Here is a 17,297-nt window from a genome sequence, read left to right as displayed (position 1 = left end):
GTTGGAGACAACGCAAATGAATAAAACGATGAAAACCTTGTGTGCGGCAGTTGTGCTGTCGGTAATGAGTTCTGCGGCTTTGGCCAAGTTGCCAGCACCTTCAGACGAGGCCAAGGCCAAGGCGGCTGAGGCAGCAGCCAAGGCGGCCTGGGCGGGCAAGGTAGACGCGTACCGGAGTTGCATGGCACAGGACAAGGTGGCCGCTCATTACTTCCAGTCAGCCAAGGTCGCTGCCAAGGACGTCAAGCCACCTGCAGCCCTGCCGCCCTGTGCCGATCCAGGCGCTTTTTCTTATGCGCCTACGGCGCTTGCCAAACCGCTTGAGGCGTCGGGTGCGCATTCGCCGCCTGCTACCGCCACCAGCCCACCCAGCGGCAAAGCACCTGCTGCGGCCATTGCCCCGGCCAAGAAGCCCTGAGCGCCTTGCTGCCGTACCTGACGCAGGCACGCGCGCCGCTGACGCGCGAGGTGTCGGTGATCAACGAGTTTGGCGAGACCGACACGGTGTCGATCCCCGCCGAGCGTGCGCTTACCGTCTACGTCGATAAACGCGAACTGGTGACACTGATGACACTGGGCGCGCACCCCGAGTTGCTGGTGCTGGGCTTTCTGCGAAACCAGCGGCTGGTGGCCTCGGTGGATGAAGTGGAGTCCATCACGGTGGATTGGGAGGTGGGTGCTGCCGCCGTCAAAACCCGCCAGGGCATCTCAGACATTGAAGCGCGCACAGCCAAGCGGGTGGTGACCACAGGCTGCGGGCAGGGCAGTGTGTTTGGTGACTTGATGGCCGAGGTCGACAACATTGAACTGCCCGCAGCCACACTGCTGCAATCCGAGCTGTACGGCATTGTGAACGCCATACGCGTGCAGGAAACCACTTACAAATCCTCGGGCTCGGTGCACGGCTGTGCCTTGTTTCAAGGTGCCGAGATGCGGGTGTTCATCGAAGATGTGGGGCGCCACAATGCGTTGGATACTATTGCTGGCTGGATGTGGATGCAGCCCGGTGAGCCGATGACGGGCGCAGACAAAGTGTTCTACACCACGGGTCGACTGACCAGCGAGATGGTCATCAAGTCGGCGCAAATGGGCGTGCCGATTGTTGTGTCACGCAGTGGCATCACACAAATGGGCTTGGATGTGGCGCAGCGCCTGGGCTTGTGCGCCATTGGCCGGGCGACAAATAAGCGCTTTCTTTGCTACAACGGGGTTGAGCGATTGGCGCTGCAGCCCGAATTGGCGAGAAGCTCTGCGGTATAGGCGGTTGAAGCCGGTTGAAATTTCACTTGCATGGCGATTGGCTTTGCGCTTGCAGCATTGGCATGTTGTCGGCCGCGGTATCGTTACCCCATGAAAATCTTTGTTTTGAAAAGTCTTATGGCTGGCCTGCTTTGCGTGCTGCAATTCCAAGCGTGTGCGCAATCGCTTGATGCCAGTGAGCGCGCTTTCTTGATCGCGCACCCTCAGGTCACACTGTGTGTTGACCCTGACTGGTGGCCTTTTGAGGTGATTACTGAGTCTGGCCGCCATGCCGGCATTGCGGCTGATTTGCTCGCACTGGTTAGTCAGCGTGTTGGCTTGACACTCAAGCTGCACGCCACAGGCAGCTGGGAGGAATCCCTGGCCGCCTCAAAACTCGGCCTCTGCCAGCTCGTGAGTTTTCTCAACAGCACCCCGGAGCGAGAAAAGTGGCTGATCTTTACCGAACCCCTGCTCAAAGACCCCAACATCCTAATCACCCGAGAAGACCAGCCCTTCATCACTGACCTGGGCTGGTTGCAGGGCAAGACGATCGCGCTGCCGCGTGCAAGTGCCGTGATGGAGCACATTCAGAAAGACTTTCCCAGGCTAAAGGTGATTGCCACGGACACCGAGGAGCAAGCCCTTGGACTGGTCTCAGACAAAAAAGCCGACATGACGCTGCGTTCCCTGATCGTTGCGGCCCACACCATCAAACACAAAGGCTGGTTCAACCTCAAAGTTAATGGCCAGGTGCCTGGCTACGACAATCTTTTGAGGGTGGGTGTGCTGAAGTCTGAAACCGTGTTGCGTGATATCTTGAACAAAGGCATTGCCACCCTGACTACGCAAGAGCGCAACAAAATCATTGACAGCCATCTCGAAATCAAGATGGTCACCGATGTTCAAACTGACTACACCTTGGCCAAATGGTTGGCAGTGTTGTTGCTGACCATTTTGGCGACCAGCCTGGTTTGGCTGCATCGCTTGCGCGATGTCAACGCCCGTCTTCGGTCAGCACTTGCGGAGATGAAAACCACCGAAGCCGAGCAGCGCCACTTTATCTCGATGCTTGCGCATGAAGTGCGTTCGCCGGTGGCAGTGATTGATGCCACCGCACAGTTGCTGGCGGTCAAGCTTAGCGATGAAAATGCTGCGCACCCTCTGGTGGCACGAATTCGCCGCGGCACCTTGCGGCTGAGCAATTTCTTTGACAACTGCCTCACCCAAGACCGCGTTGCGAGCAAAAACTTTGCCCTGCAAAAAGACGACATCGACGTCGCCGAGCTCGCGGCCTGGGCCATGGATAATGCCGAACTCATGTCTGACCAACACGCGTTTTACCTGGCGCTGGCGCCCAACCTGCCGTCCTTGCGAGGCGACCAAACGCTGCTGCGCATCTTGCTCACCAACCTGCTCTCTAACGCTGTGAAATACTCGCCTGCAGGCACGCGCATTGATTTGAACTTTGAGGCGTACCAAGGCCACTGCCGAATCCAGATTGCCAACCAAGGCTTAGGCATTCCTGCTGATGAGCTCTTTGTGATTTTTAGCAAGTACCGACGCGGTCGCGCAGCCGAGCGCACACCCGGGGCCGGCTTGGGCCTCTACGTGGTGATGCGCATTGTGACCCTGCATGGTGGCACCGTGTGGGCCGAGAGTCAGGCCGGTGATGGCACGCGATTTATCATCGATCTGCCTTGTGGCGTTGCATTAAAACGCAAATAGATGCAAGGTTTTGACGCTGCTGCTGACAAAATCTAGTCCGTGAGCCACCAACCCCGTATTGCCATCGTCGAAGACGACCTGGACCTGATGCAAAGCACGCAGGAATTTTTAGCCTCGTCTGGTTACCGGATTTGGGGCGTGCCCAGTGCTGAGGCATTTTTCAGGCGCTTTACGGCTGAACCGGTTGATGTGGTGGTGCTTGATATCGGGTTGCCCGGTGAAGATGGCCTGAGTGTGGCCACCCTGCTAAAGGCCAACCCACGCATCGCCGTCATCATCCTGAGTGCCCGCGATTCGCTGAACGACCGGCTGGCAGGGATGCGTGCCGGGGCCGACCGGTATTTGGTCAAACCAGTCAACCTCATGGAACTGGCGGCCAATATTGATGCTGTGCTCAAGCGACCAAGGCAGACACACGTTAAACCCCTGTTGGAGCTGCCCCACCAGGCAACGGAGCCATCGGCAGGGCGTTGGCGGCTGGATATTCAAGACTGGCTGCTCACGGCACCCAACGGCGAAGCCCTTAAGCTCACCTCGCGCGAGTTTGTTTTGCTGCACACCCTGATCAAGGTGCAGGGCCAGGCTGTGCCTAAAAAAGACCTCATTGAAGAACTCTTTGGCGCCCGTGTGCTTAACGGGGGGGGGCGGCTTAACGTGTTGCTGGCACGCCTGCGCAAGAAAGCAGCGGACAACTTCGCGCAAGCGTTACCTATCAAAACTGCCTACATGGTTGGTTACGCGTTCACCGCCCCGGCCACGCTCACCTGATCACACCTCCAGCGGCGGATGACAAAGCTGGGCGGATCCGTTGTGCTCCGAATACGAATTCTCCAAACCCTCGCTGATCCAACGAATTGCAAGCGTAAATGCAACAACATGCAAGGTTTGGATATGTTGCGAAATCGCAATCGGATCGAATATTTTGATACATTTTGATATGGCATTAGGGGCGTAGGGTCACTGGTGCCTGGCGGGGGTATTTCCCGCTTAAGACACTGCGAATATTCCATTCCCCGGAGATTGACATGACCGCTGCACTTGCCACCAATAACTTGTATTTCATCGACGCCACCTTGCCCGACTTGGCCACGCTGCTGGCGGGCTTGCCACCCGGCGCTGAAGTTCACTTGATGGAGGCTGGCGCTGACGGTGTGCAACTGCTGGCCGACACCCTGGCCGGGCGCAGCGACATTGAAGCCATTCACCTGCTCACCCACGGCAGTGCCGGCAGCTTGAACCTGGGCAGTAGCACCCTGACCAGTTCCAACCTGGGCGGCTATAGCACGCAGTGGGCCACCATCAAAATCGCACTCAGCACAGATGCTGACTTTTTGATCTACGGCTGTAACGTGGCTGAAGGCGAGGCGGGTGCCACCTTTATCAGCGAGCTGGCCAGTCTAACTGGGGCTGATGTGGCGGCCTCTACCGATCTGACCGGTGCGGGTAGTCTGGGTGGCGACTGGGTACTTGAAGCGGCTACTGGCGGCATTGAGGCAACCGCCGCCCTCAGCGCATCCGCGCAAGCCGCTTATCAACACACACTGCCGCTCGGCGCGCACAGCGCAACGTCAGGCAGCGAAGTATTTCTGGGCGGTGCATACATCGAGTTGGGCATTAGCTCGGTGGGCTCTTTTGGTACCAGTGCCGCCAAACCCGCTGGTTTCAACGGCACCAGCGGCAGCAGCGCCATCGGCATGAGCAATGATGCTGATGGATTCAGCAATGGCACCGACCTGGCCATTGACTACTTCTTGCCCGGCTCCCCCGAAGAACGATGGGCGGCAGGCTACAACGGAAGCACCACCGGCGGCTACAGCAATCTCAGCGGTGTCAGTGGTGCAGCGCTCAGCGCTAATTCGGTGACCAATCAGTCTTCTGGTGACAACCTCAGCGCCAAATTTACCGGCATCGTGGGCGGCGCATTGAAGGTGGAGCAAACCCACTCATTCAAGACGGCAGACAAGTTCTTCAAAACCACTGTCACATTGACCAACACCACGGGCAGCACCATGACCGACGTGCGCTTCATGCGCTCGTTTGACCCGGACAATACAGTTTTCAAGGGCGGTAACTATGACACTGTCAACAAGGTCGAAAAAACCATTGCAGCGAACGGTCAGGCCGTTGTTTCAGCCACCAGCAAGGCCGGAGACGCCTATAACACTGCTGCTGGCAGCACCGCAAAAATTCTATTCTTCTCATCGGACAGCCGCGCCAACGTCGCCAACTTCGGCTTTTCAAACTCTGACCCCTACGCCATGCCGGTGCAGGCAGCAGGCTACACCACAACTTCAGACTCTGGCATTGCCATCATGTTCAAAGGTGGCTCGCTGGCTGCCGGTGCATCGGTCACTTTTGAATACTTTACATCCCTCGATACTGCGGATATTGCCACCACCATCACCAAGATTGAGGCAGCATCCAACCCAGCTCCTACCCTGACGGTTTTTGCTGCACCGGTGGTCACCGGCAACGAGGACACACAGGTCACCATCACCTACGCCAACCTGGCCGCCCAAGGAAACGAAGCCGACCAACAACCCGATGCCAGCGGCGGCTTGGTCGCAGGCACTGTCAGCGCCTTTGTAGTCACCAGCATCACGAGTGGCTCACTCAAGATTGGGACATCAGAAGGCTCTGCCACAGCATGGAACCCGGGCACCAATGATGTCATTGACGCCACCCATCAAGCCTACTGGACACCCGGTGCCAACGCTAACGGCAACCTCAATGCGTTCAAAGTGGTGGCACGCGATGCCGATGGGCTGAAATCCACGCCCGCACTGGAAACCCCGGTTACCGTGACCGCCATCAACGATGCGCCAGTGATCGCGTCCAACACTACACCCGTGTCGCTGCCAGCCATCAACGAAGATCAGACCAGCGGCACCACTACGGGCAACAACGCTGGCGCAACCGTCGCCAGTCTGTTTGGCCCACGCTTTACCGACGTTGACAGCGGAGCCACCCTGGGTGGCGTCATCGTGGTGAGCAACACCAACGCCAGTGGCGGCCAGTGGCAATACAGCACCGACGGCAGCAATTGGTTTGACATTGGTGCGGTGACCGCCACCTCCGGGCTGGCTCTGTCTGCGGATACTGCGCTGCGCTTTTCTCCAGAGGCAAATTACCACGGCACGCCAAGCGCATTACAGGTTTACCTGACCGACAACACCTACACCGGAGGCTACACCAGCGGAGCCAGCCGCGATCTTGAGGCCAGCACCTCTGCCAGCGGTGTGTCCAGCAATTCGACCACACTCGGCACCGTCGTCAATTCGGTCAACGACCTGCCGGTTTTTGATAGCGCGCCGGGGGCAGCATTCTTGACCGAGACCGCCGCTTACGACAGCGCCGTCACCACGGCCAGCGGTGCCCTCACCGGCACCTTGACTGGCAATGACACCAACGACAGCGGAGAGGTCACTTTTGGGATCCGGGGTGGCACCGGTACGACCACAGTGACCAAAGTTGGCTTTTACGGCACGCTAACGCTCAACACCTCGACCAACGCGTGGACCTACACCCCCACCAACTTCGTCGCCATCAATGCGCTGGCTGTTGGAATTGCTGCCACTGATAACTTTGAATTCAAGGTCATTGACGGTAGTGGTGCTTCTGTCACGCAACCGCTGGTCATCACCATTACCGGCACCAACGACACGCCGGTTCTCAAGGCGGGCGCTGACCCCATTGCCGACCAGACCTTCAACGGCAATGGCGCCTGGTCGTATCAAATTCCTGCTGATATTTTTACCGATGCTGAGGGGTTGGGCCTGACTTACACGGTTCAAGTGGTTGATGGTATTGGGACAGTGTTGGACACCATCACCAGCGGCACCGGAGGCACGACAACCCTGCCTTCAAACTGGCTGATTTTCAACGAAGCCTCGCGCACCCTCAGCGGCACACCCACAGCGACCGCGCCACTGCCGCTGAACCTAAAGATCACCGCTACCGACCCCTCGGGCGCAGCGGTGAGTGACACCTTCACGGTCACGCTGGTTACCGGCAACTCTGATGCCAACCCGACACCGGGCAATGTGGCGCCCACCTCCAACAACGACCACATCGATACCGTTTTGGGCACGGACAAGATTCTGGCCATCACTGATTTCGGCAGCTACAGCGATGCCAACGGCGATGCTCAGTCGGGCATCAAAATTACCAGCTTGCCAGCCAGCGGCACTTTGCAAAAATCGTCCGATGGCACCAATTGGACAGCGGTTAGCTCAGGCGATGTCATCAGCAAAGCCGAGATTGATGCTGGCCACTTGAAGCTGGTACCGGGCTCGGCAGCCACAAGCATCGGCTTTCAGGTAGGTGATGGCACTGCCTTCAGCGGCAGCTACACGCTGTCCTCCGATGTTCAGACATCAGCAGTGACGTTCGCTGCGTCGACGGCTACCACAGCGGCAGCAAACACCTGGACCAACGTGTATGGCGTCGATCCACTCTTAGGATTCAGCGGCACCGTGCGTGTCGTGGTGGATGCAACGGGTGGCAAAGTCAAGTTGACTGACACGACAGGGGTGACCGCCATCACAACCGGCTACGGTAGCCTGACTGATGGCTCGGCGACCAGCATTGCTTTTGAAGGGGCACTGTCAGATGTCAACGCCGCCTTGCGGAAGTTGCAAACCAACCTGGCCACCAACCCCGCAGTCACTCTCAATATCAGCGCCATCAAAGGCGGTGCAGCCTACAACCCCGACAACGGGCATTACTATGAAGTGGTGACCAGTGGCTCCGACATAAGTTGGGCATCGGCACAGACGGGCGCTGCAGGAAAATCATTCAATGGTTTGACAGGGTATCTGGCAACCATCACATCAGCCACCGAGAATGCATTCATTCTCGGCAAGATCCCTTCGGATGCCTGGATCGGGGCCAGTGATGCGGCGACGGAGGGTACCTGGAAATGGGTAACAGGGCCTGAAGCTGGAACCACTTTTTCAATTGGCAATACAACTCCCGTCACGCAGTCAGGCCAGTACGCCAACTGGAACGGTTCAGAACCCAATGACAGTGGCGCCGACGAAGACTACGCAGAGTTCTTTGCCTCTGGTGGCACGGCGCCCGGCAAGTGGAATGACCTAGCCGGTACTACTGGTATTCAAGCCTACATCGTCGAATACGGTGGCATCGGCACGGTCACCGAGCAAGCCTCGCGCACCATCACGCTGACTGCCACCCCCCCGGCGCCAGTGCTCTCCATGGCCGGTGATGCCGCATACACTGAAAACGCCGCCCCTAAAGCGCTCAACCCCGCGCTACAAATTACAGACCTGGACAGCACCATGCTCGCCAGCGCCACGGTAACGATCAGCGGTGGCAAGGTGACTGGCGATACGCTGGCCTTCACCAATGTCTCGGCCACCATGGGCAACATCCTGGCCAACTATGACGCCGGCACGGGTGTCCTGAGCCTGTCGTCTGCCGGCAACTCCGCCACCCTGGCGCAATGGGTGACGGCGCTCAAATCAATCACCTTCGCCTCCACCAGCGACAACCCGGGCAGTGGTGCCCGCAGCATTTCATGGCAAGTCACAGATCCGCAAAGCAACATCAGCAACATTGGTAGCACCAGCATTGCGGTCACCCCTGTCAATGACGCCCCTGTTGTCACGACCTTGCCCGATGTGGATGCTACCGCTGGCACTGCGTTTAACCTGACCCTCGGCACCGTCTTCTCCGACCCTGAAGGCACGGCAATTACCTATTCCGCCCAGTACCTGAATGGCGCGGGTGTCTGGACGGCGATACCGGCATCCGGCACCTCTTACTGGTTGACGTTCGACCCTGCAACCAAAGCCTTCACTGGTAACCCGCCCGCCGGTCTGCCAGATTTGAAAATCAAGGTGATTGGCAGCGATGGCAGCGCCAGCGGCGAAACCACCTTTACGCTGAACCTGGCAACATCAGCAGCCGGTGTGGCGGCTGAAAACAATGGCGGCGCGTTCAGCATCAGTGACGGCAATGGCGGGGCTGTCGCCTTGGGCGACACACTCACCGCCACAGCGCCAACCGATGATGACGGCTACAACCCCGCAGGCCTGCATTACCAGTGGCAAGCCAAAGCCAGCGGCGGCAACTGGACCGACATCGACGGAGCCACCAGCGCCACCTACGTCATTACCCAGGCTGAGTCCAGCAAGCTGATTCGGGCGCAGGCTTACTACACCGACAACGGTGGTTTTGCCGAAGCGCCACTGTCTAACGAAATGACCGTGCCGGCCCTTAACCTGCCGGGTGTGGCAACCATTACCGGGGCAGCAACGCCTGGACAAACCCTGATCGCTACCCTGCAAGACGCCAACGGGCTAGCCGGTGTCACGCCTACCTACACCTGGTACCGCGGCGCAACAGCGGGTGCGCAAACCGATGTGGTCGGCGGCAACTTCAGCGCGTACACGTTGACCAACGACGATGGCGGCAAGTACATCACCGTCAAAATTACCTACACCGATGGCGAAGGCACGGTAGAAGCACCCGTTGGTCAAAGCGGGCTGATCACCCTCGGTGCAGTCGCGCCGGGTGCAGTGAACGACACCGGTGCGGCCAATGAAGCGGGTGGGGTTGATAACGCCACGGCGGGCAGTGATGCCACTGGCAACTTGGTCACCAACGACACCGACCAAAACACCACCGTAGGCTTGAACATCACGGGCTTGCGCAGCGGCAGCGCCGAAGGTTTGGGCGAAATCGGGTTGCTTGAAGGAACCGATTACGTTGTCAGCGGCGACTACGGTACGCTGACCGTCAACAAGACGACGGGGGCCTACACCTACCGCGTGAACCAGTCTAACTACTCGGTTCAGGAGCTGAATTCGGGTAACACCGTCAAAGACTATTTCAATTACACGGTGACCGACACCACTCTGCTGAGCGACATGGGTGTGCTGGAAATCACCATCGGCGGCGCCAACGACGCACCGTCCGTGCGCGATGTGCCAACCGTCTTCACGGTGGTGGAAGACCAGAAAACTGCGCTGGTCATTCCCTCCACGTTCGCCCTGTCTGACCCAGACAACACCGGCCCCGCGACCGTCAAGCTAGCGGCCAGCGAGGGCAAGATCACCGGCGCGACCAGCGGTGGCGTGACCGTTACCGGCAGCGACAGCGGTACGCTAACCTTGGTAGGCACGCTTGCTGACATCAACACCTGGCTTAAAACACCCGGCAATGTGTCCTATACCAGCGCGCCGAACAATATTGTGGGCACTGTCCTGGCGGCGGCCACGATTACCCTGACAGCCAATGATGGCGTTTCGGGCTTTGTCACGCTGACGACTGTGAATGTCAACGTGACGGACACTAACAACGCCCCGATTCTTGACTTGAATCTGGACAACAGCACCGCCGCTGGGGTGGTACCCGCCAATGCCACTGGTGCTGACCTGACCGGAAATGACCATGCCGTGGTATTTCGTCCTCGTGGCGGTGCGGTGCAGGTGGTAGACAGCGACATCACGATCACCGACAGCATTGACGGCGACACCACATTGGTAAGCGCGACGGTGGAAATCACCAATGGTGCCTGGGACAACTCACGCAACATTTACGAAACGCTAAGCTCCACCTCGGGCGCTAGCTACGTTGGGGCCAGCGGTACGATCACGATCACCGGTAACGGCACCGGCACCGGTGGGCTTACAGATGCCACCAAGCTGACACTGTCTGGCACGGCCACCCACGCAGACTACCAAAATGCCCTGAAAACGGTGGTTTACAACAACACCAACGATGGTGCGTTTGCCGGCAACCGCACCATCACCATCACCGTGCAAGACAAGGCGATCGTTGATAACGGCCTGGTGTCAAATGTGGCGTCATTCACAACGACGGCGGTCAACAACAGCATTGCTGTCGGTCAAAAAATCCTGATTGGTGGGGTGGACAGCGGCTACACGGTATCCAGCGTGGGTGCTGACCACCAGCATTTCATCGCCAGCGGCCCGCTTACTACGCTGGCCAACAACAGTGCGCTGACCTTCTGGCTGGATGGCACGCAAGTGACCACGGCCACTGCATCTGCACCTCTGGCCGCGACCGGCTATGCCGCCGGTGCCGCCACCAGCACGGTCATGGTGTTGTGGACTCCCGTGGTTGACCTGAGTGGCAGCGCTGTGGCAGGCACTGGCTACACCACCAGCTATACCGAAGGCGGTGCCGGCAGCTATGTTGCGGGCACTGAGGCACTGATCACCGACCTGGACGGCAACCTCAAAACCGTCACCGTAACACTCACCAACCCGCTGGACACAGCAAGTGCGGTCAGCACCGAGTCGCTGTTCATTGCCAGCAACATCGTGACCAATCTGGCGGCCAATGGCATCACCACGACCTGGTACGACGCATCAGACAATTCTGTGGCATCGACTGCTGCTGGCATTCACAAAATTGTCTTTGCGGGCAACAAGGACGCAACCACCTTCCAGCAGGGCTTGCGCGAGGTGCGCTATAAAAACACCTCTGAGAACCCGTCGGTTACGCCGCGCAACGTCACCACCTCGATCATTGATCAACAAGACAACACGGGTGTATCAGCCACCACCACCATTGGCATCATTCCGGTGAATGACGCTCCGATCAAAGGTGGTGACTACGCCGGTGCGTTGAACGAAGGCGCTGTGCATGTATTCACCAACGCCGACCTCAACAGCACTGATGTGGATAACACCATCGGCACGCTGAAGTACATCTTGACCTCGGTGCCTGATGCCGTGACCGAAGGCGTGCTCTTCCGCGACAGCAATAACAACGGCGTGGTGGATGCGGGCGAGGCGCTAAACGCTACGGCCGACACGTCTTCGGCGCTTTTGATCAAAGCCATTACCAGCACCGGTTACTTCACGCAGGCGGAGGTAGATGCCGGCCAGATCAAATACAAGCACAGCGGCGCCAACCCCGACGGCATCAATCTCACAGGTACCGATACCTTCGGCTTCAAGGTGGTCGATGGCATGGAGGACTATGCCTTCAGCAATGTCGCCACCAACCAGTCTGGCACGGTGACCTTGACGGTGACCGAGGTGAACGATGTCGCGACCGGCACGCCGGTGGTGACAGGCACCATGACACCGGGCCAGGTGCTGACGGTGAACACCAGCAGTGTTGCAGATGCCGACGGACCGGCAACGCCGACGTTTACGTATCAGTGGCAGACCTACAACGGGACGACCTGGGAAGACGTAGGTTCCAGCGCAACAACTTACACATTGCAGGCGTCTGACCAAGGCAAGCAGGTTCGAGTACAGGTGAGCTTCCAGGATGCCTTTGTTGGACATGCGCTCAACACATTGACCGGCGCAGCGACCGGCACGGTGGCCTTTACCAATACGGGCGGCACCGGTGGTGTCTCCGTCACCAACGATGGCACTCCACAAGCCGGTGAAACCCTGACAGCCGACACGAGTGCGTTGACAGACGCTGACGGCCTTGGCCCGCTGAGCTACCAGTGGGCGGTGAGCACCGACAACGGCACAAGTTGGACGCCTGTGGGCGGCGCCACCAGCAAAACTTACGCTTTGCCGGGTGATGCAGCAACTAGCGCGCAATACAAAGCCATCGTCAGTTACACGGATGGCCGTGGCAATGCAGAAAATATCGATAGTGCTGCCGTGACGGTTGTTGCTCCAGCTGCCGACATCAACGATGCGCCGGTGCTGACTGGTGATGGCTCATTTGGTGCCGCCGCTGTGGGCGCCACCAGCCTGTTCTCCGGCGTGGCCGTCAGCACAGTGGAAGCCGGGCAAACCATCAAAACCCTGACCCTGACCGTTAGTGGTTTGCAAGACGGTGTGGCTGAAAAGCTGACAGTGGACGGGGTTCAAGTTGATTTGGCTGATGCTGTTACGACCGCAATCACCTACCCGGCTCCACTTCCTGCAGGCGCTTTGGGTGGTGTCAGCTACGCGATCAGCGTTACGGGTGGGGAGGCCACAGTGACACTGACCCATGTGGGTCTGACCGAGGCGCAAACCAAAACACTGGTGGAAGGGTTGACTTTTGCCAACACCGCAGGCGCGCCTGTGGCAGGCTTGCGTGTCGTCACACTGACCACCTTGGTGGATGATGCTGTCGGCACGACCGGTGGTTTTGACACTGGCACCATCGGCATCAGTGCCACGGTGGATATTGGTGACAGTCTCGGTGTAACGCCTTCCAGTAACACCGCACCCACCGTAACTACGGGCGGCGTGTATAACACCGCAACGGTGGCCGAAGCCGGTGTGGTGACGATTGCCAATACCCTGTTGGCTGCCACCGACACCGAGCAGCCCGGTGGCTTGAAAGTCGTATTGGCCTCCACCCCGACCCACGGCACCTTGTTCCGCGACCTCAACGGCAACGGCATCATGGACGGCGCAGAAACCGCGTTGACCAGCGGCAGCAAGTTTGCACTGGCCGACATTGCTGCCAACCGCATCAAATACCTGCATGATGGCTCGGAAACCACCAGCGACAGCTTCACCTTCAATGTCAGCGATGGGCTGGCGCTGACTGATTCGGACAGCGGGGCGGTTGGTGATCAGGCAACTAATTTCACCATCACGGTCACACCGGTCAACGACATCCCGACCCTGACCGCCACAGCTGCAGGCACCTTGGCAACGCCCGTGGCATTCGCCGAGGGAGATGCCGCCAAGGCTTTGTTTACCGCGACCGCTGCCAGCGCCGTCGATACCGGTCAAAACATCACCGAGTTGAAGGTGATGGTCAGCGGCCTGCGTGATGGGGCTGCTGAAATACTGGTGGTGGGCACCACGCAAGTCGCCCTGACGCATGACCTAGTGTCTAAAGTTGCATCAAACGGTGTCAATTACACGGTCAGCGTCACCGGTGGCACAGCCACAGTCACCCTGACAAAAACCGACACGGGCAGCAACTGGAACGGCTTTGTCAATGGTCTGAAATACGAAAACACCAGCCAGAACCCCACCGAAGGCGTACGCGCCGTGACGCTGGTCAACCTCAAAGACGATGGCGGCGACCACAACACTTCCGAACTGGCCATCACCAGCCGGGTCAATGTCACGGCGGTGAACGACGTGCCTGTCGTCACCAGCGGTGCTGGGCCTGTCAGCTTGGCGGAGAACATTGCGGTCAGCACAGTGGTCTACACAGCAACAGCCACCGATGTCGAAAATCAGACGTTGACCTACAGCCTGAGTGGTGCAGACGCCAGTGCTTTCGATATCAACAGCGTGACTGGCGCGGTCACCTTAAAAGTCAGTCCGGATTTTGAGACCAAGTCCAGCTACAGCTTCAACGTGTTGGCAACCGACTCGCAAGCCGGTGTTTCTTCGCCCCAGGCAGTGGTCGTCACGGTCACCAATGTCAACGAAGCGCCTCGCATTGACAACCTGGGCACTGATCTCTTGACCTACCCGGCCAGTTCCGGTGCCAAGGGGCTTGAGCAGGGGGGTGACGTCTTGGTTGTAGACGATTCTGCAAACTTTAATAGCGGCAGTTTGCGCGCGTCCATCGGCTTCAACCGCGACCCGGCGCACGATACCCTGACCATTCAAAACGTAGGGGCTGCACCAGGGCAGATCAGCGTCGGCGCGGGTACCGTGAGCTACGCGGGGACCCAGATTGGCACATTCACAGGCGGCACAGGCACGGCGGATTTGGTCGTGACTTTTGACAGCAACGCAACACCGACTGCGGTGACAGCGCTGATCAAAGCCATCCAGTTCAGCAACGACCAGGCCGCCCCGGCACTGACCTCACGCACCGTCAGCTTTACCCTCAATGACGGTGGCACGGGTGGACAAGCTGCGCCGGTGTCAGTCAACGTCAACCTGCAAACTGGCGTGACACCAAGCATTTCCATCGGCAACGGCTTCTTTGTGATGGAAAACACGCAGCTGGTGACTGCCTTGTCTGCGACCGACCCCAACAGCCGCCCGATCACCTTCAGCGTAGATTCAACGGTGGACGGGACCAACAACCCTGACCAAGCCAAGTTTGAGATCGTCTCCGGCAACCTGCTGCGTTTCAAGGCGGCACCAGACTACGAGATTCCAGACGACGCCGGTGTCAACCGGGTCTACAACGTGATCGTCAAAGCCAGCAACGACCTGGGTTCTACGGCCACACAGGCCTTGACCATCACCTTGCTGGATCAAAATCCGGAAGGGGGTGTGGCTGTGGGCGACACATCAGGCCCGGCGTTTGGCTTTGCCACGGTCAATGGCAACACCTTGGTGATGACCTTCACCGACGCCAGCAACCTGGACGCGACCAATTTGCCGCTCACTTCTGCCTTCGCCGTCAGTGGCAACACCGTCACAGGCGTAGCCGTCAACGCCACAGCCAAGACTGTCACACTTACGCTAGGCACCGCCGTTGTCGCTGGCGCAGCCGTGACGGTGAGTTACACCGACCCAACCACCGGCAACGACGTGGCTGCGCTGCAGGATGCCGCAGGCAACGACGCCGCCAGTCTGGCAGCCACAGCGGTAAGCAATGTCACGCCGAGTACGGGTGGCGGTGGCGGTGGCGGTTCGCCCGCACCAACGCCACCTGGCGGCACCACTACCACAGCCGACGCGCAAGGCAACACTACCGTCAACAACACTGGCACCACGTCAGCTGTCGTCACTGCGCCAACAGGTGGCGGCACGGTCACGACCACCGGCAGTGGCCCCACCACTGTGACCGCGCCCAGCGGAGAGGTTACCCTCAACAACACCGGCACAGGTACCGTCACCACCAGCGGTATTCGGGATAGTGCCACGCTTAACATCACTGGCACCGGCAATCAGGTGGTTGACCTGTCTGGTGTGCCAGCAGGCCAAACCGTGACGATTGACAACAAGGGGACGGGGACGGTTGACATCAAAAACTTGCCCGATGGCGTGATTGTGAATATTTTAGGAGTCGGCCCGGTCAGTCTCAATGATGCCGATGGCGCCACACCAAACGTTGAAAACAATGCCCCTGCCAAAACAGGCGGGCACCTGGGTGATGGTAACGGTGATGGTGTGGCAGATGCGTTGCAGTCCAACGTCACATCGATCCCGTTTTTAAACACACCCACAGCCCAGAGCAACCCCAGCAATGCGCCATCGATTTACGTGTCGTTGGTCGCAGACTCGCGCAATGGCAATATTGACACCGCCGACAGCAACACTGCCAGCTTGAGCAACCAGCACCAGCTTGACCGGCCCGCTGACGCGCCAGACAGCTTGCAGATGCCAATAGGCCTGATTGCCTTCAGTGCCAACGTAGGTTTCGCTGGCACCACCGAGACCTTCAGCTTGTTTGTCGATGCCAGCTTGGCTGTGAATGGTTACTGGAAAAAAGATCCCATCAGCAGCACCTGGGTCAACTTGGCCAGCCCAGCCTTTGGCGGCCAGGTCGTTAGCGACGGCGGCAAAACCCGGCTTGACTTCCAGATTACCGATGGCGGTCGGTTTGACTCAGATGGCAAAGCGGACGGCGTCATAACCGACCCCGGTGCAGCAGGCTATTTTCAACCGAGCAACCCCAACGACACCGACAATGATCAGTTCCCGGATGCGCTTGAGTTTGCCAACGGCTTAACTGTGGGCATCAAAGACAACGATGTGTTCACCAGCTCCAAATTCTTTGCCATGCAGCTCTACCGCGACATCCTTTACCGTGAAGGAGAAACCGCTGGCGTTGCGTACTGGCAAGGACGCATTGACGCGGGCCTGAGCCGTGCCGAAGCCGCTGTGGCCTTCCTGGACTCCCCCGAGTTCCAGAGTGGCACTGGCGCCATCGCCCGGCTGTACTTTGGTGCTTTGCAGCGTCTGCCCGATGCCCCTGGCATGAGCTTCTGGATGGACCAGCAACAAACGGGAACCACCATCAGCCAGGTTGCAGCTGCCTTTGTGGCCAGCACCGAGTTCACTGCCTTGTACGGCAGCCTGAACGACACCGCCTTCATCCAGTCCCAATACCAAAGCGTGCTGGGGCGGGCCGCCACGGCGCAAGAGCAAACGCAGTGGGGCGCGCAACTGGCAGCAGGAGCCAGCCGAGGCGTGGTGTCGCTGGGCTTGACCGAGTCGGCAGAGTACACGGCGGCAAGCGATGTCAAGCTGAGTGTGGCGCTGGATTATCTGGGTCTGTTGGGTCGACCAGCTGAGCAGGCGGGATTTGACTGGTGGGTGAACCAGCAAAGCAGCAGCATCCCTGAGGTCACTGTCGTCGGTGGATTTATCGCCAGTCCAGAGTATCACGACCGATTCTTGCCGTAAAACACGGTGCGGGCAGTTGTGGCGGAGTTGTCTAAGATTGGTTAGGTTTGGCATCAAACCTAACTATTTCATGGAAATCGACAATTGGACTTCTCT

General features: G+C 58.7%; 5 protein-coding genes. All 5 read left to right on the top strand.

All coding sequences use genetic code 11. From position 1 onward, the window contains the following. Positions 1-16 precede the first annotated feature (16 nt). The 5 genes from PHQ58_RS07860 to PHQ58_RS07840 all read left to right on the top strand — a co-directional run bounded on the left by PHQ58_RS07860 (position 17) and on the right by PHQ58_RS07840 (position 17,201). The gene (locus PHQ58_RS07860) at positions 17-418 is read left to right on the top strand and encodes a hypothetical protein (RefSeq protein ID WP_300109432.1); all 402 of its coding nucleotides are present in this window, start codon (positions 17-19) and stop codon (positions 416-418) included. A 5-nt stretch (positions 419-423) separates the two neighbouring features. Continuing rightward, a complete protein-coding gene (locus PHQ58_RS07855; protein ID WP_300109429.1) occupies positions 424-1,260 on the top strand; it encodes a formate dehydrogenase accessory sulfurtransferase FdhD in 837 nt (278 codons plus the stop codon). Positions 1,261-1,377: 117 nt separating this feature from the next. Continuing rightward, the gene (locus tag PHQ58_RS07850; protein WP_300109426.1) at positions 1,378-2,967 is read left to right on the top strand and encodes a transporter substrate-binding domain-containing protein; all 1,590 of its coding nucleotides are present in this window, start codon (positions 1,378-1,380) and stop codon (positions 2,965-2,967) included. Positions 2,968-3,006: 39 nt separating this feature from the next. Further along, positions 3,007-3,735, top strand: coding sequence for a response regulator transcription factor (locus tag PHQ58_RS07845; protein ID WP_300109423.1), 729 nt, complete (start codon positions 3,007-3,009; stop codon positions 3,733-3,735). A 257-nt stretch (positions 3,736-3,992) separates the two neighbouring features. Further along, entirely contained in the window at positions 3,993-17,201 is a 13,209-nt protein-coding gene (locus PHQ58_RS07840) for a DUF4347 domain-containing protein (protein ID WP_300109420.1), read from the top strand. The last annotated feature ends 96 nt before the right edge of the window (positions 17,202-17,297 follow it).

The organism is Rhodoferax sp., assembly GCF_028688795.1.
Taxonomy (GTDB): Bacteria; Pseudomonadota; Gammaproteobacteria; order Burkholderiales; family Burkholderiaceae_C; genus Rhodoferax.
Note: the sequence above shows the minus strand (reverse complement) of the source record. Positions and strands in the feature narration are given on the sequence as shown.

Bases quoted from the DNA above. Each gene is read 5' to 3' on its own strand.
- PHQ58_RS07860 (WP_300109432.1), top strand. From the start codon at position 17: ATGAATAAAACGATGAAAACCTTGTGTGCGGCAGTTGTGCTGTCGGTA.
- PHQ58_RS07840 (WP_300109420.1), top strand. From the start codon at position 3,993: ATGACCGCTGCACTTGCCACCAATAACTTGTATTTCATCGACGCCACC.
- PHQ58_RS07850 (WP_300109426.1), top strand. From the start codon at position 1,378: ATGGCTGGCCTGCTTTGCGTGCTGCAATTCCAAGCGTGTGCGCAATCG.